Consider the following 22,043-nt stretch of genomic DNA (forward strand, 5'->3'; position numbering starts at 1 on the left):
GCTCTATATTTTACGCTATCTTGAAAGTTCTTGCTCGATATCGGCGTATTGTTATCCGGGTTATTAGGATCATAAAACTGCGAACCGTAAGCAAGTACAGATTCCATCTTTACATCCATAAAACCGCTAATGTCTACCACAACATCGGGCTGCAAGTTTTTCCATTGAATGTAATGATATACGTGTTTAGGTCTCCAGGCTTCTTGAGCTTCGCCTTCAAAGGTTGTTTCGATCTTTTTCAAACCGCTTAAAAAACACGCGTCGCTGGCCAATTTGCTTCCCTTACCGTGATCGATATGTCGATCATCAATAGCATTGCACAGCACAATCTCCGGGCGGTATTTACGTATGATCTCAATAATACGCAACTGTGATTCTTTATCATTGGCAAAGAAACCATCGGCCAAAGCGATGTTTTCGCGCACGCTTAATCCTAAAATTTTTGCTGCGGCAGCTGCCTCCTGATCTCTGATTGCTGCTGAACCGCGTGTTCCCAGTTCGCCACGTGTAAGATCTAGAATTCCTGTTTTCTTTCCGCGGCTGGCTTCCTTGGCAAGAACACCACTGCAGGAAAGTTCTACATCATCAGGATGCGCACCAATGGCAAGTATATCTAATTTCAATAGTTGTTATTTTAAATCGTATCTATTTTCTGTCGGCAAGCAACAGCGAACCTAACTTAAATACTAAAGTTTAAACTGTCTTTCACCACTTTTTCAAGCGCTTGCTTGAGATCGGCAATCAAGTCTTCTTTCTCTTCGATGCCTACAGAAAAACGCAACAAGCCGTCTGCGATTCCTTGATTTTCGCGTTCTTCAGCACTTAACAAAGCATGTGAGGTTTGTGTAGGCGAAAGAATGGTCGACTCAACACCTGCAAGACTCATCGAGGGTTTGATCAACTTCAATTCTTTCATAAAAGCAGAAGCATCCAACTCGTCTGAAAGTTCAAAAGAAAGCATTCCGCCAAAACCGCTCATTTGCTTTTTAGCAAGTTCATAATCAGGGTGTGTTTTTAAACCGGGATAATACACCGCTTTTACATGCCCGTTTTGCTCAAGCCATTTCGCAAGTTTCTTAGCGTTTTTGTTTTGTTGCTTTACGCGCAAAACCATCGTCTTCAAACTACGTTCAAGCATCCAAACCGAAAAGTCACTTAAGCTTCCGCCCAGGTTCTTGGCTTTATTCCAGATCTTATCCATATGCGCTTCAGAACAGGCAACAGCACCGGCAAGAATATCACTGTGACCGCCCATATATTTGGTTGCACTGTGCAAAATAATATCGATGCCAAATTCAGCCGGATTCTGATTAACCGGAGAAGCAAAGGTGTTATCAATCATCGTGATTATGCCTTTAGCCTTTGCCAGATCTGCTACCATTTGCATATTGGTCACCGTCATCAACGGATTTGATGGTGTTTCAATATACACCACTTTGGTGTTTTCTTTGATTGCAGCTTCAAAGTCGGCTTGCTCTAGCCCAGAAGTGAACGTATACTCGATTCCCATTTTTGAGAATTCTTCTTCCACGAGATTAAAGGTGCCGCCATAAAGCGTCTTTTGTAATACAATATGATCGCCCGCATTTAAAAAAGCGAGTAAAGCGGTACTCACCGCAGCCATCCCGCTACCAAAGATCATCCCGGCTTCGGCACCCTCAAGGGCAGCGATCTTTTTACCCAGCATCTCTTGGTTAGGCGTATTGAAATATCTTGGATAACGCTTTACTTCAACATCTTCATAAGCGTAAGAAGTAGACATATATATGGGCGACACTGCGCCTTTGAATTGCTCATCTTTCACCTCACCCACGTGAGTGCAAATGGTATTTAAACCTAATTTTTGATCGGTCATAATAGGGTTATTTAGTCTGCTTCGAATTTACAAAAAGCCGACTGAACATCGCGTTAAGACTGCTTTAATTAGCATCAAATTGAATGCGTCAATTCCTTCTGTATTAACTTTGCAGCCCTAAATTTACCCTATGAAACTTGTTTTTGACACCTATAAGACTGAATATGATGCTCCTTTCAAACAACTTAATCTGCATTGGCTGGAGCAATACTTTGTGGTAGAACCACACGACGATGAAGTACTGAGCGATCCGTATCGTTTTATTATTGAACCCGGCGGCGATATTCTTGTGGTTCTCTTAGAAGGAAAGGTTGCCGGTGTGGTCGCCTTAATGCCCGATGAGAATGGAGTATTTGAAATGACAAAAATGGCTGTAGACACCAACCTAAGAGGACAGAAAATAGGTCAAAAATTATTGCAGTATACGCTTGATTTTGCACGCGATAAAGGCCTTGACCAACTCATCTTATATTCGAACCGAAAGTTAGAAAATGCGATTTACCTCTATCGTAAATTCGGCTTTGAAGAAATCCCTTTAGAAACCCCAAACCCCTATGAGCGTGCCGATATTAAAATGAAAATCAAGCTTTAAGGTTTACGATTTCTTTAATACATAAAGCTCATTTTTCTTAGTTCCTTTGTAGCTAAACCATTTAATACGACTATGAAAAAAATTATACTTTCTGTTTTTGTTGCTACGGCTTTATTAAGCTGTAAAAATGAAAACAAGACCGCAGATGATGCTACCAAAGAAACCGAAGAAGTAGCAATGAACACTGAAGCTTTAGAGGCAGAAGCAGAATTTAACCTTACACCTATTGAGCATGCTACTGCTGTTTTTGAATTTGGGGATAGCGTTTTTTATATCGATCCTGTAGGTGGTGCAGAAGCTTTTGAAGGCCAACCGGATCCAGACGTAATTCTGGTAACAGACATTCACGGCGATCATTTAAATCAAGCTACACTTAAGGCTGTTGCGACGCCTGAGACTACCATTTATGCGCCGCAAGCGGTTTTTGATCAACTTGAAGGTCCTATACGCGCTCAAGTAACTGTGATCAATAATGAAGAAGCTAAATCTTGGGATGGCTATACGTTGACCGCGATACCTATGTACAACTTGAGAGAAGAAGCCAAACAATTTCACACTAAGGGAAGAGGTAATGGCTATGTACTTGAGAAAGATGGAATGCGCGTTTATTTCTCCGGAGATACCGAAGATATCCCAGAGATGCGTAATCTGGAAAACATCGATAAAGCTTACGTTTGTATGAATCTTCCGTATACAATGACTGTTGAAAGTGCAGCAGATGGCGTGATCGCATTCAAACCGAAAGAGGTGTATCCGTATCACTTTAGAGGTAAGGACGGCCTAAGCGATGTAGAAAAGTTTAAAGGAATTGTAGATTCTGCAAATGTTGGCACCGAAGTGATGCTACTCGATTGGTATCCCAACGGCGCTGAATAAACTTTCAAAAATTATAAAATCCCAATACAACGTGTTGGGATTTTTTAATGCGATACTCTTTTAGGGCAACCTAAGTGGAAAAGCATTAGCTTCAAGGATCAAGTAATCTATTTCAAGGCAAGCCTATGAGAAATAAATCCTTTGGCGACGCCAATAAATACAGTATTTTTAAAGTTCGCTAAAGCGGAATAATTAAAAAAACAATCCATGAAAGCTGTATTCTTAAGTCTTTGCTTAACTGCGCTAATTTCCTGTAAAAACACCGAATCTCAAAAGGAAACTCCAATGACTGAAACTCAAAATACGGAGCATACCAGCTTTTATATTGGCACCTATACCGATGGCGATAGCCAAGGAATCTATAAAGCAAGTCTTGAAGCAGATGGCACCTTTACCAAACCGGTACTTGCTGCAGAAGTTGCTAACCCTTCTTTCCTCGCATTTAATGATGCTAAAGACATTTTGCTTTCGGTTACCGAAAGGGAACAAGGGAAAATAGGAACTTTTAAAGTTGCAGGCGATACCTTAACACCGATTAACGAACAAAACAGTGGCGGCGCAAATCCGTGTTTTGTAACGATAAACGAAGCCAATTATGTACTGGTTGCTAATTATACCGGGGGAAACGTCGGACTTTTAAAATTGAATGAACAAGACGGCAGTCTTTCAGAGTTGCTTGATGTGGAACAACACGAAGGCCAAGGCACTACCGATCGTCAGGAAGGACCACACGCACATTCCGCTTGGTTTTTACCCGATGGTAGCGGAATCGTCTCTGCTGATTTAGGAACCAACCAATTATGGTTTTCAAAGATCAACACACAAACAAATAAACTCGAACCTGCTGAACCACAAAAGCTGGATTTACCAGAAGGTGCTGGTCCGCGGCACTTGGTTTTTCATCCATCCAACGGCTTTATCTATGTGTTGAATGAGTTAGACAACACCGTAGCACAAATAGGTAAAGAGAATGAGCGTTATAGCGTTAAAACAGTGACTTCGATACTACCTGAGGACTTTGATGCCTTCAGTAAAGCAGCCGATATACACATCAGTAAAGACGGCAAGTTTATTTACGCTTCAAACCGCGGTCACGACAGCATCGCTATTCTTGAGGTGACAGAAGACGGAAGTTTAACCCTAATTGCAAACGAGCCTACAAAAGGAAAAGATCCGCGTAACTTTCAATTGACACCGGATGAAAAGTTTGTGATCGTAGCCAATCAAAACAGCAATAACCTCGTTTCTTACACCCGAGATCCTGAAAGCGGTTTGATGACCTACGCTTCAGAAATCACTGCTCCTACTCCGGTTTGTATTTTGTTTGAATAGATCTATTTTTTATCTTATCTCAAACAAAATCTTATAACCATGAACCGTTTTACAGTTATCTTTCTAAGTACGTTTGCTTTCTTTATCAGCTATGTAGGCATTTGGTATTTGCTGCAGTGGCTGTTTCCTAGCTTTGATGGTGCAGTTAAAGCCGCAACTTGTGCTGTAGTTACTGTGATCTTAACGCCACGAATTCAAAAAATAGATTCCCAATTGGGTAAAAAACAAACCCTGATCTCCTGGATGCTTGTGGGTAAAAGTTGGGTGGTTTAAACGTGCTGTTCACTTACTGATTCGTCAACATAATCTGAAAAACAACGACATTTCTACGCAACCAATCAAACAGTTAAGCATCTTAATAAGAGTTTAATAACTGAAAAATAAACTCCATGAGTTTATTTTCAAAACGCACTGTTTGTATGGCCAAAATATTCAGCTACCTTTTTCTTTCAATTGTTGTATTAGGTTGTAGTAAAGATGATTCGATACACGTAGACTTATCAAAGTTCGATACAATTACTGAACGTTTTCCATATACCGATTTGAATCCGGAGGTTACCTTTAATTACTATGAACTTTTGTATTCAATAGAAGGTAATGCAGATGAAGAACTTATTACCTCCGAAGGTACTCTTTGCGCTAATGTTTCTGATGCTGATACGTGTGCTGAATCATTCAACGCTATGGAGACGATGTTTGGTTTTGCAGGAGGTTGTCTACCTTCCTATTGTTTTCTATATATCAAATTGCAAGAAGAGGGCACCAATGCAATTTTGAACACGCCAGAGCAACTTTTGACATTCTTAGGTACAATAGACAGTGCATCTGAAGCTATACTTTGGGCTAATGTAAACGGGTATTCCCACAGTTCTAGCAGTAAAGAAACGGGGGCCATCCGAAAAGTAGACGACCATTTTGAACTTTTAGTTTCTGAACTTGTAAGTGGCTGCCTTCCTTATCAAACAGACCAAGTTCATTTGCGCATTGATTCAGACGGTAAAATTATTGAGCTGGGTAGAGCCGTTTTCTCCTATGCTAAAAACAGCTGTATCTAATCCTTACTTGACCTGCTTCCCGCCTAGCCAGGTTTGATTGACACTTAGATTAGGAATAGCATCTTCATCGATGGTCATAATATCCTGATCCATCACGATGAAATCTGCAAATTTACCGGCTTCGATGCTTCCTTTTTCGTTCTCTTCAAAATTGGAATAGGCAGCCCAGATGGTCATGCCGCGTAGAGTTTCTTCACGCGTTAAAGCATCTTTTTTCTGAAAACCACCTTCAGGAAACTGCATCAGATCCTTACGAGCGACGGCAGCATAAAACGTGTAAAACGGATTGACACGCTCTACCGGAAAATCGGTTCCTAATGCGATCACTCCGGCTTCATTCAATAGTTTTTTATACGCATAAGCGCCTTTCATTCGGCGTTCGCCTAAACGCTCTTTTGCCCAATACATATCGCTGGTTGCGTGTGTAGGCTGTACCGAAGGCAAAATATTATCATCAAAGTAATCAAAGTCATCTGGCGAGATCACCTGTGCATGCTCTACCTTCCAGCGACGATCAGATTCATCTTTTAAAGCTTCGGCATAGGCATTTAAGATCACCGTATTTGCCGAATCACCAATCGCATGCGTATTCATTTGAAAATCGGTTTTTGCCAGTTTTTTAGCCAAACTGTAAATACTGTCTACCGGCGTTACCATCGCTCCATAGTGGTTATGACGGTCAGAATACGGTGCACGCAAAGCAGCACCACGAGAACCTAAAGCTCCGTCGCCATAGACTTTAACCGATCTTACATTGAGTTTTTCAGTTTTTAAAATTCCGTTCTCAATAAAATAATCTACATCGGCTGCGGTATTGCTGATCATCGCATACATACGCATCTCAAGCGTTCCTGCCTTTTGTAAACTATCTATAAGTAAAATCGTGTTTCGATCGAGACCGGCATCATTTACCGTGGTCAAACCATAATCAAAACAATAGTCTTGTGCATCCTTTAGCGCTTGTATACTTTGTTCTCTACTTAATTTTGGCATGACATTATAGACCAGATCCATTGCATTATCGATCAAAACGCCGGTTACTTCTCCGCCTTCCTGAATGACTTCGCCGCCTTCGGTAATTGTGGTGTTATCAATTTTAGCAAGATCTAAAGCTTTCTGATTTACCAATAAGGCGTGACCGTCAATACGCTGAAGCGCTACAGGAATATCCGGAAAAAGAGAATCTAGTTTTGCTTTAGTAGGAAAGGCTTTATTTTCCCAATCGTTTTGATCCCAACCGCGACCAAAAACAAAATCACTAGGTTTTTCCTTCTGAAAAGCGGCAAGTCGATCTATGATCTCGTCATAACTTTGGGTACCTACCAGATCTGCATTTTGCAACGACTCACCAAATCTGTAGAAATGACAATGCGCATCGATGAGTCCCGGAAGTACGGTCTTTCCGGCAAGATCGGTCATCGTTTTAGCCGAATAGTTTGCCTGGATAGAATCGGTTAAACCTACTGCTACAAATTTCCCATCTTTTACTGCAAAAGCTTCGGCCTTAGAAAAACCCGAATCTACAGTATATATATTTCCGTTGTAAAAAATAGCATCGACCTCAACCTTATCTGAAGCCTTATCTTCACAACTCAACAACACCAGAAAACCTAATAAACCAAAAAGAACATTGCGCATAGTCTGTATTTTTTTGCGAATGTACAAATTAAGACGGCATTGCCTAAAACAAAAAAACTCCCAAAATTGGGAGTTTATATTGTAATGGTCCTGATTTTTCACCAGTCGAAGCGGTAGGTAGCACCTGCCATTCCCTGAATTCCTTGTACAGGATAGTTAACCCAACGCTGATAATTATTACCAAAAGCATTGTTTACACGCGCAAAAAATGATAACTGATCATTAACGCGATAACCCGCGTGCGCATTAGCATCAAAGTAACTCTCTAACTCCACCAACTGCGGATTAGACACAATCGAACTGGTTTGTACATCTACCTGATCGTTACGTGCGCCCACATAGAACAACGTCACCCCGGCAAACCAATGTTCATCGATCTGGTAATCTGCAAAGAATGAAGCTTGAAAATCGGGTAAATTCCAGGCTTCTTCTTCCATATCTGTATCGTAGCTAAAAGCTTCCCCGTTGATGCGCATTTTTAAATTGCTATTCACATCAAAGTTGAGCTCTCCAAAAATGGAAAGTGTTTTCAAGTTGTCATTCACGATACCAAAAGAATTACCAAACTGATAATTTTCTGCTCCTGCAAGTGTTCCTTCACTTACCGATCTGAAGTTGTTTTTGTACAATAATCTGTTGTCCTCTGCCAAATAGCTGGCGCGTAAATTATAGCTCATTGCGCTGCTTAACTTTCCTTTAATTCCCGCAAATAGATCGTATTTCTGATCGGTTGGTGAAAGTGAATCTAATGTTGGAGACACAAACGGATTTTCGGCAGCAAGCTCCTGATAGCTGTTTTGCATCAGACCTCCTTCAAGACCACCATAAGCAATAAAATATTCATCTACCACATTGTAGGAAGCCTGTACACTTGGATAAATATTGATATCTGTTTTGTCTGCGTCAGGATTTAGATCTGCGGCTACATTGACTCCCAGATCCAGCCTAAGATCCTCTAATAAAATCTGCAAACTAGGATTGGCACTCGCTATAAAATGCGTGTATTCTATAGCTTCTGAATTGCGATAGTTACGATCAAAACTTCCACTTAAATAATCCAATTTGAGATCGATGCTTATTTTCTGATCGGTAATAGGAATCATAAATTCCGGAGCAATGACTGCGCGTATTTCGCTCGACTCATATGAGTCACCAAAATATCCCAAACGTGCTGTGGCTCCTTCAAAAAAGCCTTCGTTAAATTCAACACCTCCGCTTAATCCGGCTTGGAAATAGCTGTGTACAGGATCTATACTTTCAACCAATGTAGGTGAAGCCGCTACAAACTCATCAAGGCCGTACCAATTAAAAAGTTTGTGGCCCAGGTCAAGATCTGCATACCAATTATAATCGCGATCTCGTGTAGCATAACTCAAATTCAAATCGGTATCGTAAAACTGATTATCCAGCACAACACCATCAATTTCTCCCTGAGACGAATTATGATTGAGGTATATTCCGAAATTAGAATCCCGGTCGATCTCAAAATTGCTGTAAAATTCAGCCAAAGCAGTGGTATAGGTACCAAAGCCCAAACGCGCATAATTGTCGTATAATTTTACAGGTTTTGCTTTTTCTACCTGAGCAGCCTTTCCTTTTGCAGGCGTAAAAGTAGAAGCTACCGGTACCGAAAAAATACCGTAGGTTACTTTTTTCTTAGCCGTATTTAAAGAATCATTTAAAGCCGGAGTCGCTTTGACTTTAAATGCATCACCAATCTCTGGAGTGTAGGGCTTAACCACATTTACTACTTCGGTTCCCAGATTCCCTTTATCCTGAGCCTGCGCAAGACTTAGCCCTGCCAGCATCAACGTGAGCGTGAAAATGGATTTTATATATTGAATCTTCATAGATGTTTTCATTAATGATTGTTTGCACATAAACCTCAACTTTAGTTATTTCCTTCCTCTAAAGAAGAATTGGTTTTAGATTCTGCAGCTTTAATACGGGTAAGTTCTTGTTGCGCTTCAGCAACAACTTCAGGATAATCTGTAAAATTGGTGATCACGTTATCTAATATATAAGTCGCTTGATACGCGTCATCCAACTCATAAAAGTTTTGAGCCATCAAGACCAAACCTTTTGCTCCGTACTCTTTATAACCACTATAATCTTTAGCCAGCTTTTGTACCGATGCATTAGAACCGGTATAGTCAGCGTTCTTGTTCTTAAAATACGCATCGTAGTACAAGGCTTCTGCGGCTAAGGCACCAGTTGCAATTTTTGAAACTTCGCGATAGGCTGCGGCTGCTTTATTCTCATCACCGGTTTGCATTGCGCTACGCGCGATAATCACCTGCGCATCACTTTTTACATTATTATCGATTTTGGAATTCGCCAATACTTTATCGGCATAACTTACAGCATTGGCATATTGCTGCAACTCGTAATAGGATTTCATCAAGTTACTTTGTGCAAAAATCACGTTCTGTGCACTATCCGCTTCGGTCTCCAGACGTTTTAAAACAGGAACCGCATCGGCATAATTGCTTTCACTCAAATACACCTGACCCAATCGTGCCAGGGCCTGCTCGGTAAATTCGCTGCGTTCTTTGTCGATCACATATTTATAATGCGACTTTGTTTTTGCATATTCATTCTGACCAAAATAAAGCTGACCTAAGTAAAAATGTGCTTCCATCGCACGTTGTCCGTTAGGGTATTCTCTCAGGTATTTTTCGAAATTCTGAATTGCTTGCGCGTTGTTGCTTCCTACCAATTGCTGCTCTGCAGAAGAGAAAGCCGCATCGTCCAATTCTGAATCTTCAACCGAAATATAATCTAGGGTATTGGCCCATCTTCCGTATTCATCAACCTGACCTTTGTCTATATAAATTAGTTTTGCTGAAGCTACCGCCTGCACACCCTCAGGCGTTCCCGGGTAATCTTGAGCTACACGCTTGAATAAATTCAATGCCTGATCGCTTCTACTGGTATTGTCGTAAATAAGCGCTTTTTTAAGCTGGGCTTTTGCTGCGAACTTGCTCTTTGGAATCTCACGCACCAGACGATCGTAGGCCTGAATACCACGCTCATTATCACCTGTAGCAACGTAAGTGTTTCCTAATTCATACAAAGCATCATCTCTGTAGCTCGACTGTGGAAAAACGTTAGCAAAATTGCTTAAGCCTTCGATCTTTTGCGCGTTGCGATCTACAAAACCGTAGCTTATCGATTTCTGAAAAGTCGCATAGTCTTTATTTCCACCAGGCATTGCGATAGCGGCATTGTAAGCTTCCATCGCCGGCCAATACTCACTTTCAATAAAATGGCTATCACCCAGACGCATATAGGCATCCATCTTTCTCACATTATCATCCGTTCCCGATTGGGTAAACTGACTAAAGTATTTTGTCGCCTGATTGTAGTTTTTCTTTTTGAAATAGGCATAGCCCAAGTTGTAGGCTAGGTTGTCATATTCTGGTAACGAGCGTGCGGCGCTGTTCTGTTCAAACTGCTTAAACGTCAACAACGCATCATCAATACGGTTTATGGTGTATTCACTTTCGGCTTTCCAATATAGCGCGCGTGCGGTGAACTCCGGAGTGCGTGGTTCACTTAAAGATTTTTCAAAATTGATGATCGCCTCTTGGTAGTCGCCGTCATTATAAAGTTCGATTCCGCGGTAAAAAGCCACCTTTTGATAGGCTACTTTATCTTCAAAATTTCGGTTATTCTCAATGAGTTCCATCGCTCCTTCATAATTCTTAGAAGTGATGTACGAGTCGATGAGTAAAGTTTGCAATTGCTGACGCTCGGGAGTGTCAGGATATTGTTCTAAATAGTTACCAATGGCTTGCGGAGCCGGCTCATAGGCATTCCCGATCTCATAACTCAACTTGGTGTAATTGAGTCCGCTATCTTCTTTGATCTTCGGTTCAAAATCCATTTGGTAAGCATTTCTAAACGCATTTAAAGCTTCCTGCTTTTTACCGGTTTTTAAATAGGCATCAGCAAGATGGTAATACGCATTTTGAGCAACGCTGTTTTTTCCATCTATAATTTTATTGAACTCCCCTATGGCGCTGTCATAATCACCTTGCTTGTAATACGCATAGCCCAGTTGATAGTAATCGGTGTTGCTCCAACGTCCACGTTTACCGCGATATTCTTTTAGGTAAGGAAGCGCTTCATCAAATTGTCCTAAGTTGAAATAACTCTCTCCAATGATCTTATTCAATTCAGATTGCTCGAGTCGGTTTGCAGTAGGAAGTTGTTCTTTGGCCAATTGGATCGCTTCTTCAAAATTACCTTGTTTAAAGTTTAGATCGGCTTTAAAATAACTCAGGTCTTCGCGGGTTCCTTCTTCGGCTTCTATTTCTTCAAAAAGCTGACTCGCCTCTTCATAATCATCATTTTCATACGCCATAAAACCTTCATAATACTTCGCCTGCGCTCCGTACTTTTCAGAATTGCGCACACGGCTAAAATACACTTTGGCCTCCTGAGGTCTGTTGGTTTTTAGATGAATGTACCCCATATTGAAATTATAGCGCTCGAGCTCGCTCCAGTTCAAGCGAGACAGGTCTACTTGCTCATACCAGCGCTTAGCTACCGAATATTTCCCGTTCTCGTAGTAATAATCGGCGACATCCTTATAAGCAGAATTGCGCTTGGTACTCGTAGGATATTCTTCAACAAATTTTTGCATCGCGGCATCGGCACCACTTTGGTTGAGGCGCACCGCAGCATTTGCGATATAATACGCACAATCTCCTTTGATCGTAGGATCGTCTGCTTCCTGTTTTATTTCGTTGAAAAGTGTTTGCGCGGCGAGGTATTGTTTGCTGTTATACAGCGAGAGCGCCTTGTTGTATTTTGCCAGATCGTTTGTAAAAGCGGCAGACTGCTGTGCCAAGAGAAGCGGCATTGTGAGCAGTGTGAGAAGCCCTATACAGGCATATTTCTTGATCATATGTTCTAGGTTAAGTTGCAAAAGCAGCACGTTCAAAAGTATGTTTTTTAAAAAGTGACTACTGTTAATAACGTTACAAAACTAGGATAATTATATCTACAGTAGGCTTCTTAAAAAGAACTTCCTTTCAGGAATTTAAAGGCTTCATTCAATAGACCCTAAAGCTACTATACAAATGAAATAGTTATTGTACTTTTGACGTTAGCTAATTATCAAATATTAGAAGCTTCTTTATGTCTACACCGGTTCTGCAACTTCAAAATGCCTCTATTTTTCAACGCGAAAGTCTTATTCTTTCTGAAGTAAGCCTTACGATCAATAAAGGCGAATTTGTGTACCTCATAGGGAAAACCGGAAGCGGTAAAAGTAGTTTTATGAAAACGCTTTACGGTGATCTCCCATTACAGCAAGGCCAGGGAACCATTGTAGACTTTGACCTGACGACTTTAAAAGAAAAGCAAATCCCATACCTACGCAGAAAACTGGGCGTTGTTTTTCAGGATTTTAAACTGCTGAATGATCGCACCGTAAAAGAAAATCTCAAGTTTGTTTTGAAAGCCACAGGCTGGAAAAACCAAAACGAGATGGACGACAAAATCGATAAGGTGCTGGATAAAGTAGGAATGAAAACTAAAGGCTTTAAATACCCTTACCAACTTTCTGGCGGTGAGCAGCAACGGGTAGCTATCGCGCGTGCGCTTTTGAACGACCCAGAATTGATTCTTGCCGATGAGCCAACCGGAAATCTCGATCCGCAAACTTCTGTAGAAGTTATGGGTGTTTTGCAGGAGATCAACAAAAACGGAAATACCATTTTAATGGCTACGCACGATTATGCACTGCTTTTAAAATACCCTTCCAAAACCCTCAAATGCGACGGAAATAAAATCTTTGAAGTCGTACAAAAGACGATTTAATTCTAATTTCGGGATATGTTATCCATTCTCATACCCGTCTACAATGATGCACTAGATAAACTTTTAGCCGGCTTGTCTAAGATGACCGGCGATTTGCAGATCGCTTTTGAGATCTGTATTGCAGATGATGCTTCGACAGCTAGTGAAATTCAAAAAGCAAATAAGCTACTTGCAGCGCAGCATAATTGCCGGTATACCCGATTTAGTGAAAATCGTGGCAGAACCGCAACACGCCAATTTCTTGCAACCCAAGCGCACTACGATCATTTACTCTTTCTCGATGCCGATGTGCTTCCGTTACGGAAAAACTTCTTAACGTCGTGTGTTGAACATCTTGATCAAGCTCAGGTGGTTTTTGGCGGTATCGCCTATCCTAACACACTTCCTCAAAAGGAAAATGCCTTGCATTATACGTATGGTAAAAACCGGGAGGTAAAATCGGTGTCTGAGCGTAATCAAAAAACCTATTTGGCTTTAATCAGTCAGCATTTAGTTATTGAAAAATCGGTATTCCTAAAATGCAATCCGGCTCAAGAAAAAGCCTACGGATTGGATCCCTATTTTTCGCATCGTTTAGAGCAACAACAGGTTTCGGTTTTACATCTAGACAATCCCACCGTGCATCACGGCATTGAAACTTCGGCTGCTTATTTATTAAAAACGCATCAGGCCCTGGAGACGCTTGTTCATTTAGAAGAGCAACAGTTGATTCCGCCAGATTATCGCCCGCTTCAGCGCGTGAGACAAGCCCTGGAAAAACGCAAACTAGCCCCCTTTTTACTTCGACAGTTTACGCGTTACGAGCATCGTATTTTAAAAAATCTCTGCGGAAGCAATCCCAACTTAAGACTTTTTGACCTGTACCGGCTGTGCTATTATTTAAAGTTAAAGCGAGAAGATGAAACACGTTAGTATCGTCATTCCGGTTTTTAATAAAGAGGCGTATCTGATAGAAACCATCACGTCTGTACTCCAACAAACCTACTCCAGTTTTGAACTCTTACTTATTAACGACGGTTCTACAGACGCCAGCCTCAACATTATGCGAAGCTTTGAGGATACACGCATACGTATCATCGATCAGAAAAATCACGGACTATCAAAAACCCGGAATCGCGGAGTAGCGGAAGCCCAATACGAACTTATCGCCCTTCTCGACGCAGACGATCTTTGGTTACCTAATCATCTGAAACACCTCGTAGAACTGTCTGAAAATTTTCCTGAAGCACAGCTTTTTGCGACAGGTTATCAAGAGCTCTTCAACTCCGGGAAGACTGTAAAACCCAAATTAAATACGGCACACAAGCACCCGTATATACTCACTGATTTTTTTACCGAAAGTTTGTATCAACCCCTGATCATTCCCAGCGCACTGGCTTTTACAAAAGCAAGTTTCAACACGCTGGCAGGATTTAATGAGCAAACTACTTATTCTGAAGATGTAGATTTTTTGATCAGAGCGCATCTAGAGTTTCAAACCGCATTTCATCCTGAGATCACCTGTACCTACCGTACCGAAGTCCCGGGGCAGATCAGTAGTCAAAAGAAGAGCGAGTTGCAAGCACCTAAATTTGGTAAACTGCTACGAGCACATCCCGATCATCAATCGTTGCGCATTTACATTCATACCAAACGCTATTTTCTCTGTATCTTTTATAAAACGGAAGGCAGAAAAGATCTCTTCAAAAAACTGAAGGCCAAACTTGATACTTCAGTATTAAATAAAAAACAACGCTTTCTGTTATATGCTCCACGCATCCTACTTGTGAGTATTAGAAAAGTGAAGATCTTCTTTTTAAAGCGCGGGATTCGCCTTACTGCTTTTTAAACTGGAGAAATGCTTCAAAATCCCGTATATAATCTGCTTCGATAAAAACAGCACTCGCCAGAACCAGGCAAATACCTCCACTCGAAAAATCATGAAGCTCGCGCCAATAGCCGTTGGGAATCAATAAACCTTCATCCGGTTTATTAAGCGTGTATGTTTGGGTATTGTTCCCATCGTGAATAACCACATCAAAACTTCCCGAAAGCGCGATTAAAAATTCGTTCTGCTCGATATGGGCATGTCCACCACGAGATGCACCACTGGGCACGTCATACAAGTAGTACACCCGCTTGAATTCAAAAGGCACAATATCCTTTTCAAGCACCGAAAGGTTACCTCTTCGATCTTCTATTTTAGGGAGTTTTATACGTTCAATCATTATACAGTGCGTTAAGGTAGCCTTGCCATTGCGGTGCAATCTGTGCGACATCAAACTTACGAATACTCGCTCGGGCTGCAGCTTTAAATCGGTTTCTTGTGTGCTCCTCTTGCGCCAGACAATTCATCGCCTCCTTTAAAGCTTCAAAATCCTGATGCGGAACCAGAATTCCATTGGTACCGTCAAGAAGTTCGCGCGGACCGGTAGGACAATCTGTTGAAATTACCGGAGTTCCGCACGCGAGACTTTCTAAGATCACCCGCGGAAAACCTTCAAAAGCACTGCACAAAACTGAAAATAGCGCATGGGTTACATAAGGTTCGGGATAATTTATAAAACCTTTAAAAACAACTTTATCGCTTATATTCAAATCTTTAGCAAGTTGCCGAAGTCCTGAAAGCATTTCGCCTTGTCCCAAAATATACAGGTCAATGCCTAGTTTTGGCAATTCACTTTTTGCATAGGTTTCAATAAGCTTATCAAATTGCTTCACCCCTCTTTGCAACCTTCCACTCGCTAGAATATACGGATGAGTTACATCATTGGGTTCAGGATAATTTCGCTCGTAAGCAGACAACTCAATTGCATTGGGAAGTACCTTAATTTTTTCAAAACCAAAACGTCGCTCTATGTTTTGCTTCATAGCTTCGGTAAGTACGCAGAGTTCTGCATCTTTAAAAAGTTGCTTTGCAACAACATCTGGCTCCGGAAAATAATAGCCAAAATTAGCACTACGCACCATAAACACAACTTTAAATCCCGGATACAAATACCGCTGAATTAAAAATTCTTTTAAGGCATTGCGACGCATTCTAAAGTCCAGAACAACATCAATTTCCTGCTCGTGCAAGTATTTTTTAAAACGACGGAACCGTTTTAATTTATTGAAGATGCCGTTGGTTGCATTCTTGTATTTTCCCAGATTGAAAAGCCTACCCGAAAATTCATAACCTATTTTATCGGTGATCGTGACGAGGTGAATCTCAAAACCAAGATCTGAAAGCATTTGGGTCAACAAAGCCGCCGAACGCTCTGCCCCACCGCCGGCAAGTGATTCAACGAGAACACAAATATTTTGAGGTTTTGATTTCAGAGTTTACGTATCTTTTCGCTTTAAATGTAGCGCATTTATGAGAATTCTTTTAGTGGGAGAATACAGCAATTTGCATAATAGTTTGCAAGCAGGCTTGCTCGCAAACGGACACGAGGTCACACTCATAAGTACTGGCGATGCGTTTAAGAAACTTCCTTCAGATGTGCTGATCAAGGCCAAACGCATTGAAGAAAGTCGCCTATTGCAGACGCTTAGAAAAGGAGTTTTCAAAATCACCAAATTCGATATTGCCACACTAGAAATAGGTTATCGCACGCTCGATTGGCTGGTTGATCAAACCCAATTTGATGTCATTCAGCTTATCAATGAATATCCTTTCAAAACACCCTATTTTATTGAAAGACGCATTATAAAACGCTTGCGACAGCTTACACCAAAACTCGTTATTTTAGCCTGCGGCGATGATTATATCTATTTGAACAACATTGATCAACTGACCTATCATCCTATTTTACAACACCCGGATATCGACTTTCCGTACAGCAAAAAATATTTAACTGCGGCACATAAAAAGTATCACGAATTGGTATTTGAACTGAAAGATTTGATCATCAGCACAGATCTGGATTATCACCCTATTTACAAAGGCCGAACGGATTATTATGGGTTGATTCCGAATCCGATCAAGCTTGATAAATTCGACAATGTCAAAAATACAGCCAACAAGCGCATTGTTATTTTTCACGGCGTTAACCGAAGTAATTATTACAAAAAAGGCAATTACTACTTTGATTCCGCCTTATGTATTATTCGTCAAAAATTCGGTGACCGCATTAAACTCATTTGCGTTACGAGTCTCCCCTATGCAGAATATATTGACTCCTATCGTGAGGCCGATATCATCCTTGATCAAACCTATGCCGAAGATCAAGGTTATAATGCGTTGGAGGCGATGGCACAAGGCAAAGTGGTATTTACCGGCGCCGGAGCTTCATTTTGTGAGCGTTATCAAGTAGCGTCCAACAGCGTAGCGATTCACACCATTCCGGATGCTAAGAAAATTGCTCAAGATCTGGAAGAACTTATTCTTAATCCCCAACGAATTGCTGAAATAGGAACTCATGCTATGCGTTTTGTTCAAGAACATCATAACTATTTAAAAGTCGCTGAGCACTATGTTAGCGCGTGGAATAGTATTAAAAGTGACGACGCAGTTTCTGCTTCATCGGAAGCTCAAAAAAGCGGTACGAAAAATAGCAAAACACAAGAATGAGCATAAAACTCAAACTGTAGAATTGCCAATCGGCAAGTGTGATTTCAAAATGGTTCACAGCGCGTCGTGCGTATCTCAAAATAAGCTGATGCCAGAGGTAAAATCCAAAACTCAAATTGCCTAAAAAAAGAAACACCGGTTTTGAAAGCAGTTTTGACAACGCACCTTTCTGCTGTGCAAAAACTCCGATCACGGCCAACATCGGCAACCCGTAATACACAGAATATCTTAGGACTTTCGGAAAAAGAGCTGCGGAAGAATAAAAGATCACGAGCAATGCAAGCGACCCAATTTCATACCAAGTGAATCTCGAATCGAATTTTCCGAAGGAAGCTTTTTTTAGGAGCTGAAAAAGCAACATTCCTAAAGCAAAATCAAAAATTCGCAATAACGGATTGATGTAGAAAAACCAGTGCTGCAATTCCTGAGGAACGATATACATCAAACTTAAAATGAGTAGAAAAAATAAGCCGAAAACTCCATAAATGATTCGATGCGTATATTTTCTGAACCCCCATAACAACACGGGAAACAGCGTGTAAAAAAAGAATAGATCTGAAATACTCCAGCCCAAACTGTTGAATGCAAAGTAATATTCGGCATTCGGGATAAAGCTTTGCAGCATAAACAAATTTGCCACAAACTGAAGCGTCCACTGTTCTGCATTACTCGCTAAAAATCCCAAACTTAAAGGAATCGCTGCAAACAAAGTCAACACGTAAAGCGGATATAGTCTGCTCAAGCGCAATTTTAAAAACCGGCTTAAACTAATTTGCTGTTCCGCGAAGCGTTCGGCATACACATAAGACAATATAAAACCGCTTAAAGCGTAAAAAAAGGCGTGACCTAAAGCATCCTGCAGCACATTTATATGATGCAAAAACACCAAAAACGCAAAAACAAATCGTAATGAGGCCAGAGATTTTAACACAACTTACCGAATAAAGCGTTTCGAAAAATAAGCAACAATACCAACAAATACAGCACATAACTTAGAAAATGTCCCATTGCTGCGCCCACAAAACCGTAATCCTGAATAAAGAAGACGCTACTAAAATAAATAATACTCAGCGAGAGCACTTGCGTACCTATAAAAAGCCAGAATTTATTTTTTGCTAGCATTTGGTAGGCGATCACCAAACTTGCGACTCTAAAGAAATCACCCGCCAACTGCCAGATAAAAACAGGCTGCATATCTAAGAAAGAAGGACTGTAAACCAGCCGGATAATCCAAGTTTTTATAAAGAACAGAACGATCAATCCCGCTCCAAATAGTGGCAAAAACGTCTTGTAAAACCGAAATACTTCAGCTCTGAATTCCCTTTTTGATGTCGCAGCAGACAGTTTCGGTAAAATGTAAAGTGTAAGCAAGGTAGTCGCGAACATTAAATAATAATCAGACAACCGAAGCATCGCATCCCAATATCCTGCATTTTCTAGTCCGTCAACTGCAATAATTTCTTGGCGAATCGCGATGTACACCCAAGGAGAAACAATTGCAGAAAACAGGGTCATTCCGCCGTAAGAAGCTAATCTTTTAAGCATAGAGCCATCAATCTGTTCTTGAAGCAATTCCCTAAAAAGACGTTGCTTTTTAAAAACAGTGCTCAGCGTAATGAGTAAACCAATACCCGCACTTAGCACCACGGCGAGCATCGCCCCATAAAGCTGATAGTTGACAATTAATATCACGCTAAGTGCTACACCGGCCACGTTGGTGATACTGTTGATCAGAATTACTTTTTTGTAATTGCCAATGCCGTTAATGATGTTGAGCATTAAAGCATTGAGTGTAAAAAACGGTAACACCACTGCAAACACCTTGATGATCGTGGTGTAATTTATTTTAGCATTAAAAACTTGGGTATTGATGACAGAAGCCGTAAAAAAGAGCGAAACACCCAAAAATACCGAAGCTAGAAAACCGACTTTCAAAACCGTACTTATCAGTTTTTGTAACCGGGTTTTATCTGTTTTGAATTCGGCGCTGTATTTGATCACACCGTTGCTGATGCCCAATTGTCCTATACTTTGCACCGAGCTTATAAAATTGCGTAAATCGCCAAGTACCGCCATCCCGGTCGACCCCAAATAAAAGGCAATAAGTTTTGACGTTACAAGTCCGCAAACCAAGCGCACACCAACACCCACAGCATTAAACGAACTGACTTTAAGCAGAACATGTTGCGCGATAAGTTGGCGTAAAAATTTAAGCATTATACCTATTTAAAACGCTGATGATTTGAGTCACTGCTTCAGCATCTAAAGTTGGATTCGAAGGAATACTCACGCAGGTCTGGGCTACCTTTTCGGTTAGCGGAAATTTCAAATGATTATGGGCTTTCAATGCTTTTTGCTGATACGGCGGAATGGCATAATGCACTCCAAAACCGATTTCAGAATATTTCAAATAATCGAGGAAATGCTCCCGGTTTTCTACCAAAACGACAAAGAGATGAAAAACGTGCTGCGCTGAAGTATCCCAAAACGGCAAAGTGATTTTCGGATTCTTGATTTCAGCGAGATAACGTGTGGCGATCGCTCTGCGTTGCAGATTGTCAGCATTCAAGTTTTTCAGTTTTTCACTTAAAAAAGCCGCTTGCAAAGTATCTAGACGCGAATTGAAACCGGCATAGCTATTTTCAGCAAAAGAGGTTCTCCCGTAATTTCGTAGACTTTTAATTACCGTCATCAAAGCTTCGTCATTAGAAGTTACTGCTCCGCCGTCTCCCAATGCTCCTAGATTTTTAGTAGGGTAAAAACTGAAAGCTGCCGCATCACCAAAACTCCCTGCTTTCTTAGTATCCAAAGTGGCTCCGTGCGCTTGAGCCGCATCTTCGATAAACAATAAATTGTGCTTTTGAGCATAAGCTGCAACAGCTGTTACCGGACCTAGTTGCCCGTACAAATGCGTGATCAAGATTGCTTTTATAGACGAATCAGGCTCGGGTAACTGCTCTAAATCTATATTGAAGGTGGACGTTTCAATCTCGACAAAAACCGGTTTTAAACCCGCGTGCATTACGGCTAGAACGGTCGCGATATATGAATTGGCTGCCAGCAAAATTCCGTTGCCCTCCTGCAGTTTCCCTAGTTGTTTATAGCCTTCAAAAATCAATTGAAGCGCATCAAACCCATTGCCTGTTCCTAAACAGTAGTTGGCACCACAGAAGTCAGCAAACTCATGTTCAAACCGGGTCACGGCCTCACCAAGAATATAATCGCCTTGGTGCAGCGTTTCTTTAAAAGCAGCCGTAAGTGCTTCTTCGTAAGGCGCATTGAGTTTCTTTAAATCTAAAAATGGAATCATATTACAACATTTTCAAGTTTAAAGCTGTTTTTCGTCTGCAACCTATAGGTACGCTGAATTCTGGTGCGTGCGCCAAAGGTTTCTTTCCAAAACTGTAAGCCAGCGTTGAGTTTGTTTCCTGCCTGCTCATTTGAAGTCCCAAAATCGAAATACCATTTATGAGAAAATCGTTCCTCGATCAATTGCTGAAATAAGAAGTCTAAAGCGCCTTGTTTTTTACCTTCAGGAGTTGCTGAAATATATTGCACGTGCGCCACCACTTGCGTTTCAAAAATAGTCGCACCTGCCAAAAGTTGGTGCTGCGCATCTCGCACTTCAAATTGATGAATATTGTATTTAAAACGCTTTGCAAGACTTGTAATTTCTTCTAAAGAATGTGTGGGTTCGGCATCATGCTGTGCCTCAAGGTTCGGGATGAGCACTTGATTCCAAAAGGGTTCAAAATCGGTAGTTTTTTCAACCGAAAATCCAGCTTTTACAGCTTGATTCACCGCATGTTTTCGCGAACTATTCAACGGAATACGATTGCGGTAATCGATCACTGCAGCGGTCTCAGCCTTAATGAGTTTAGCTTCCGTAAGAAAAAGAAGGTAATCCAGTTCGTCTCCCGGTAACTCCTGATAAAATTGCGGCAACATTTTAAGCTCGAGCTCTTCAATTCCGCTTTGCGAAAGAAAACCAAGAAGTTCTTGAAACAACTCCATGACTTCTTTCAGTCTAATTTCAGCATCTAAAACGAGTCCGCCATATGTCAAACCTTGATGCGAATAAAGCGTAGCTCCCACCCGATTTGCCGGTAATACTGCACGCAGTTTTTCCTCCTTAAAAATCAATAAACTGAAATCTTCAAAGCGGTCTTGATGGTATTCTATAAAATCCCGATGAAACAAAAAAGACGTGTTTTTTGAGCCTTTATAGGTTCCGTTTAAAGATGCTACAAAACGATCCCAGCGCGATTTGTATTCCTTAGCATACGGTATGATCTGATACTTTGACAAGGTGAAATTTTAAGGAAAAAT

General features: G+C 41.0%; 20 protein-coding genes. 9 read left to right on the top strand and 11 right to left on the bottom strand.

The window, feature by feature from the left end; genetic code table 11:
• Window positions 1-623 (bottom strand): bacillithiol biosynthesis deacetylase BshB1 (bshB1, locus tag MED217_RS12415; protein WP_009780872.1); only part of this gene is annotated, 623 nt, incomplete at its 3' end.
• A gap of 56 nt (window positions 624-679) precedes the next feature.
• A complete protein-coding gene (locus tag MED217_RS12420) occupies window positions 680-1,855 on the bottom strand; it encodes a trans-sulfuration enzyme family protein (RefSeq protein ID WP_009780873.1) in 1,176 nt (391 codons plus the stop codon).
• Window positions 1,856-1,985: 130 nt separating this feature from the next.
• Between MED217_RS12420 and MED217_RS12425 the strand changes: the two genes are divergently transcribed.
• The 5 genes from MED217_RS12425 (at window position 1,986) to MED217_RS12445 (ending at window position 5,710) form a co-directional block, all read left to right on the top strand.
• The gene (locus tag MED217_RS12425) at window positions 1,986-2,447 is read left to right on the top strand and encodes a GNAT family N-acetyltransferase (protein WP_009780874.1); all 462 of its coding nucleotides are present in this window, start codon (window positions 1,986-1,988) and stop codon (window positions 2,445-2,447) included.
• A gap of 72 nt (window positions 2,448-2,519) precedes the next feature.
• The gene (locus MED217_RS12430; RefSeq protein ID WP_009780875.1) at window positions 2,520-3,323 is read left to right on the top strand and encodes an MBL fold metallo-hydrolase; all 804 of its coding nucleotides are present in this window, start codon (window positions 2,520-2,522) and stop codon (window positions 3,321-3,323) included.
• Window positions 3,324-3,530: 207 nt separating this feature from the next.
• On the top strand, window positions 3,531-4,655 hold the full coding sequence (locus tag MED217_RS12435; protein WP_009780876.1) for a lactonase family protein: 1,125 nt from the start codon (window positions 3,531-3,533) through the stop codon (window positions 4,653-4,655).
• 39 nt (window positions 4,656-4,694) lie between these two features.
• Window positions 4,695-4,928: a hypothetical protein gene (locus MED217_RS12440; protein WP_009780877.1), complete on the top strand. Its 234-nt coding sequence runs from the start codon at window positions 4,695-4,697 to the stop codon at window positions 4,926-4,928.
• A gap of 116 nt (window positions 4,929-5,044) precedes the next feature.
• Window positions 5,045-5,710 carry a hypothetical protein gene (locus tag MED217_RS12445; RefSeq protein ID WP_154648939.1) on the top strand — a complete coding sequence of 222 codons (666 nt, stop codon included), beginning with the start codon at window positions 5,045-5,047 and terminating at the stop codon, window positions 5,708-5,710.
• 3 nt (window positions 5,711-5,713) lie between these two features.
• On the opposite strand, the gene MED217_RS12450 is transcribed toward MED217_RS12445, so the two are convergent.
• The 3 genes from MED217_RS12450 to MED217_RS12460 all read right to left on the bottom strand — a co-directional run bounded on the left by MED217_RS12450 (window position 5,714) and on the right by MED217_RS12460 (window position 12,263).
• Window positions 5,714-7,348: an amidohydrolase gene (locus MED217_RS12450; RefSeq protein ID WP_009780879.1), complete on the bottom strand. Its 1,635-nt coding sequence runs from the start codon at window positions 7,346-7,348 to the stop codon at window positions 5,714-5,716.
• 98 nt (window positions 7,349-7,446) lie between these two features.
• A complete protein-coding gene (locus MED217_RS12455; RefSeq protein ID WP_230199268.1) occupies window positions 7,447-9,210 on the bottom strand; it encodes a TonB-dependent receptor in 1,764 nt (587 codons plus the stop codon).
• A 29-nt stretch (window positions 9,211-9,239) separates the two neighbouring features.
• Window positions 9,240-12,263 carry a tetratricopeptide repeat protein gene (locus tag MED217_RS12460; protein ID WP_009780881.1) on the bottom strand — a complete coding sequence of 1,008 codons (3,024 nt, stop codon included), beginning with the start codon at window positions 12,261-12,263 and terminating at the stop codon, window positions 9,240-9,242.
• 233 nt (window positions 12,264-12,496) lie between these two features.
• Between MED217_RS12460 and MED217_RS12465 the strand changes: the two genes are divergently transcribed.
• The 3 genes from MED217_RS12465 to MED217_RS12475 are packed head-to-tail and all read left to right on the top strand — an operon-like array spanning window position 12,497 to window position 15,008.
• Window positions 12,497-13,180, top strand: coding sequence for a cell division ATP-binding protein FtsE (locus tag MED217_RS12465; RefSeq protein WP_009780882.1), 684 nt, complete (start codon window positions 12,497-12,499; stop codon window positions 13,178-13,180).
• A 15-nt stretch (window positions 13,181-13,195) separates the two neighbouring features.
• The gene (locus MED217_RS12470; protein WP_009780883.1) at window positions 13,196-14,092 is read left to right on the top strand and encodes a glycosyltransferase family 2 protein; all 897 of its coding nucleotides are present in this window, start codon (window positions 13,196-13,198) and stop codon (window positions 14,090-14,092) included.
• Window positions 14,079-15,008, top strand: coding sequence for a glycosyltransferase family 2 protein (locus MED217_RS12475; RefSeq protein WP_009780884.1), 930 nt, complete (start codon window positions 14,079-14,081; stop codon window positions 15,006-15,008). The genes MED217_RS12470 and MED217_RS12475 overlap by 14 nt, the downstream gene beginning before the upstream one ends.
• Here the strand turns inward: MED217_RS12475 and MED217_RS12480 are convergent.
• Together MED217_RS12480 and MED217_RS12485 are read right to left on the bottom strand one after the other, a co-directional pair.
• Window positions 14,995-15,387, bottom strand: coding sequence for a sugar 3,4-ketoisomerase (locus tag MED217_RS12480; protein ID WP_009780885.1), 393 nt, complete (start codon window positions 15,385-15,387; stop codon window positions 14,995-14,997). The two genes, MED217_RS12475 and MED217_RS12480, sit on opposite strands and share 14 nt — an antisense overlap.
• Entirely contained in the window at window positions 15,380-16,480 is a 1,101-nt protein-coding gene (locus tag MED217_RS12485; RefSeq protein WP_316907023.1) for a glycosyltransferase, read from the bottom strand. The genes MED217_RS12480 and MED217_RS12485 overlap by 8 nt, the downstream gene beginning before the upstream one ends.
• A gap of 37 nt (window positions 16,481-16,517) precedes the next feature.
• On the opposite strand from MED217_RS12485, the gene MED217_RS12490 reads away from it, so the two are divergent.
• Entirely contained in the window at window positions 16,518-17,714 is a 1,197-nt protein-coding gene (locus MED217_RS12490) for a glycosyltransferase (protein ID WP_009780887.1), read from the top strand.
• On the opposite strand, the gene MED217_RS12495 is transcribed toward MED217_RS12490, so the two are convergent.
• The 4 genes from MED217_RS12495 to MED217_RS12510 are packed head-to-tail and all read right to left on the bottom strand — an operon-like array spanning window position 17,638 to window position 22,022.
• A complete protein-coding gene (locus tag MED217_RS12495) occupies window positions 17,638-18,645 on the bottom strand; it encodes an acyltransferase family protein (protein ID WP_040532806.1) in 1,008 nt (335 codons plus the stop codon). The two genes, MED217_RS12490 and MED217_RS12495, sit on opposite strands and share 77 nt — an antisense overlap.
• Window positions 18,639-19,931: an O-antigen translocase gene (locus MED217_RS12500; protein WP_009780889.1), complete on the bottom strand. Its 1,293-nt coding sequence runs from the start codon at window positions 19,929-19,931 to the stop codon at window positions 18,639-18,641. The genes MED217_RS12495 and MED217_RS12500 overlap by 7 nt, the downstream gene beginning before the upstream one ends.
• A complete protein-coding gene (locus tag MED217_RS12505) occupies window positions 19,924-21,024 on the bottom strand; it encodes a DegT/DnrJ/EryC1/StrS family aminotransferase (protein ID WP_009780890.1) in 1,101 nt (366 codons plus the stop codon). Before MED217_RS12505 ends, MED217_RS12500 begins: the two co-directional genes overlap by 8 nt.
• Window positions 21,021-22,022 carry a GNAT family N-acetyltransferase gene (locus MED217_RS12510; RefSeq protein ID WP_009780891.1) on the bottom strand — a complete coding sequence of 334 codons (1,002 nt, stop codon included), beginning with the start codon at window positions 22,020-22,022 and terminating at the stop codon, window positions 21,021-21,023. The genes MED217_RS12505 and MED217_RS12510 overlap by 4 nt, the downstream gene beginning before the upstream one ends.
• Window positions 22,023-22,043 lie beyond the last annotated feature (21 nt).

The organism is Leeuwenhoekiella blandensis MED217 (assembly GCF_000152985.1).
GTDB lineage: Bacteria > Bacteroidota > Bacteroidia > Flavobacteriales > Flavobacteriaceae > Leeuwenhoekiella > Leeuwenhoekiella blandensis.

Bases quoted from the DNA above. Each gene is read 5' to 3' on its own strand.
- MED217_RS12420 (WP_009780873.1), bottom strand. From the start codon at position 1,855: ATGACCGATCAAAAATTAGGTTTAAATACCATTTGCACTCACGTGGGT.
- MED217_RS12425 (WP_009780874.1), top strand. From the start codon at position 1,986: ATGAAACTTGTTTTTGACACCTATAAGACTGAATATGATGCTCCTTTC.
- MED217_RS12430 (WP_009780875.1), top strand. From the start codon at position 2,520: ATGAAAAAAATTATACTTTCTGTTTTTGTTGCTACGGCTTTATTAAGC.
- MED217_RS12435 (WP_009780876.1), top strand. From the start codon at position 3,531: ATGAAAGCTGTATTCTTAAGTCTTTGCTTAACTGCGCTAATTTCCTGT.
- MED217_RS12440 (WP_009780877.1), top strand. From the start codon at position 4,695: ATGAACCGTTTTACAGTTATCTTTCTAAGTACGTTTGCTTTCTTTATC.
- MED217_RS12445 (WP_154648939.1), top strand. From the start codon at position 5,045: ATGAGTTTATTTTCAAAACGCACTGTTTGTATGGCCAAAATATTCAGC.
- MED217_RS12450 (WP_009780879.1), bottom strand. From the start codon at position 7,348: ATGCGCAATGTTCTTTTTGGTTTATTAGGTTTTCTGGTGTTGTTGAGT.
- MED217_RS12455 (WP_230199268.1), bottom strand. From the start codon at position 9,210: ATGAAAACATCTATGAAGATTCAATATATAAAATCCATTTTCACGCTC.
- MED217_RS12460 (WP_009780881.1), bottom strand. From the start codon at position 12,263: ATGATCAAGAAATATGCCTGTATAGGGCTTCTCACACTGCTCACAATG.
- MED217_RS12465 (WP_009780882.1), top strand. From the start codon at position 12,497: ATGTCTACACCGGTTCTGCAACTTCAAAATGCCTCTATTTTTCAACGC.
- MED217_RS12470 (WP_009780883.1), top strand. From the start codon at position 13,196: ATGTTATCCATTCTCATACCCGTCTACAATGATGCACTAGATAAACTT.
- MED217_RS12475 (WP_009780884.1), top strand. From the start codon at position 14,079: ATGAAACACGTTAGTATCGTCATTCCGGTTTTTAATAAAGAGGCGTAT.
- MED217_RS12480 (WP_009780885.1), bottom strand. From the start codon at position 15,387: ATGATTGAACGTATAAAACTCCCTAAAATAGAAGATCGAAGAGGTAAC.
- MED217_RS12490 (WP_009780887.1), top strand. From the start codon at position 16,518: ATGAGAATTCTTTTAGTGGGAGAATACAGCAATTTGCATAATAGTTTG.
- MED217_RS12500 (WP_009780889.1), bottom strand. From the start codon at position 19,931: ATGCTTAAATTTTTACGCCAACTTATCGCGCAACATGTTCTGCTTAAA.
- MED217_RS12505 (WP_009780890.1), bottom strand. From the start codon at position 21,024: ATGATTCCATTTTTAGATTTAAAGAAACTCAATGCGCCTTACGAAGAA.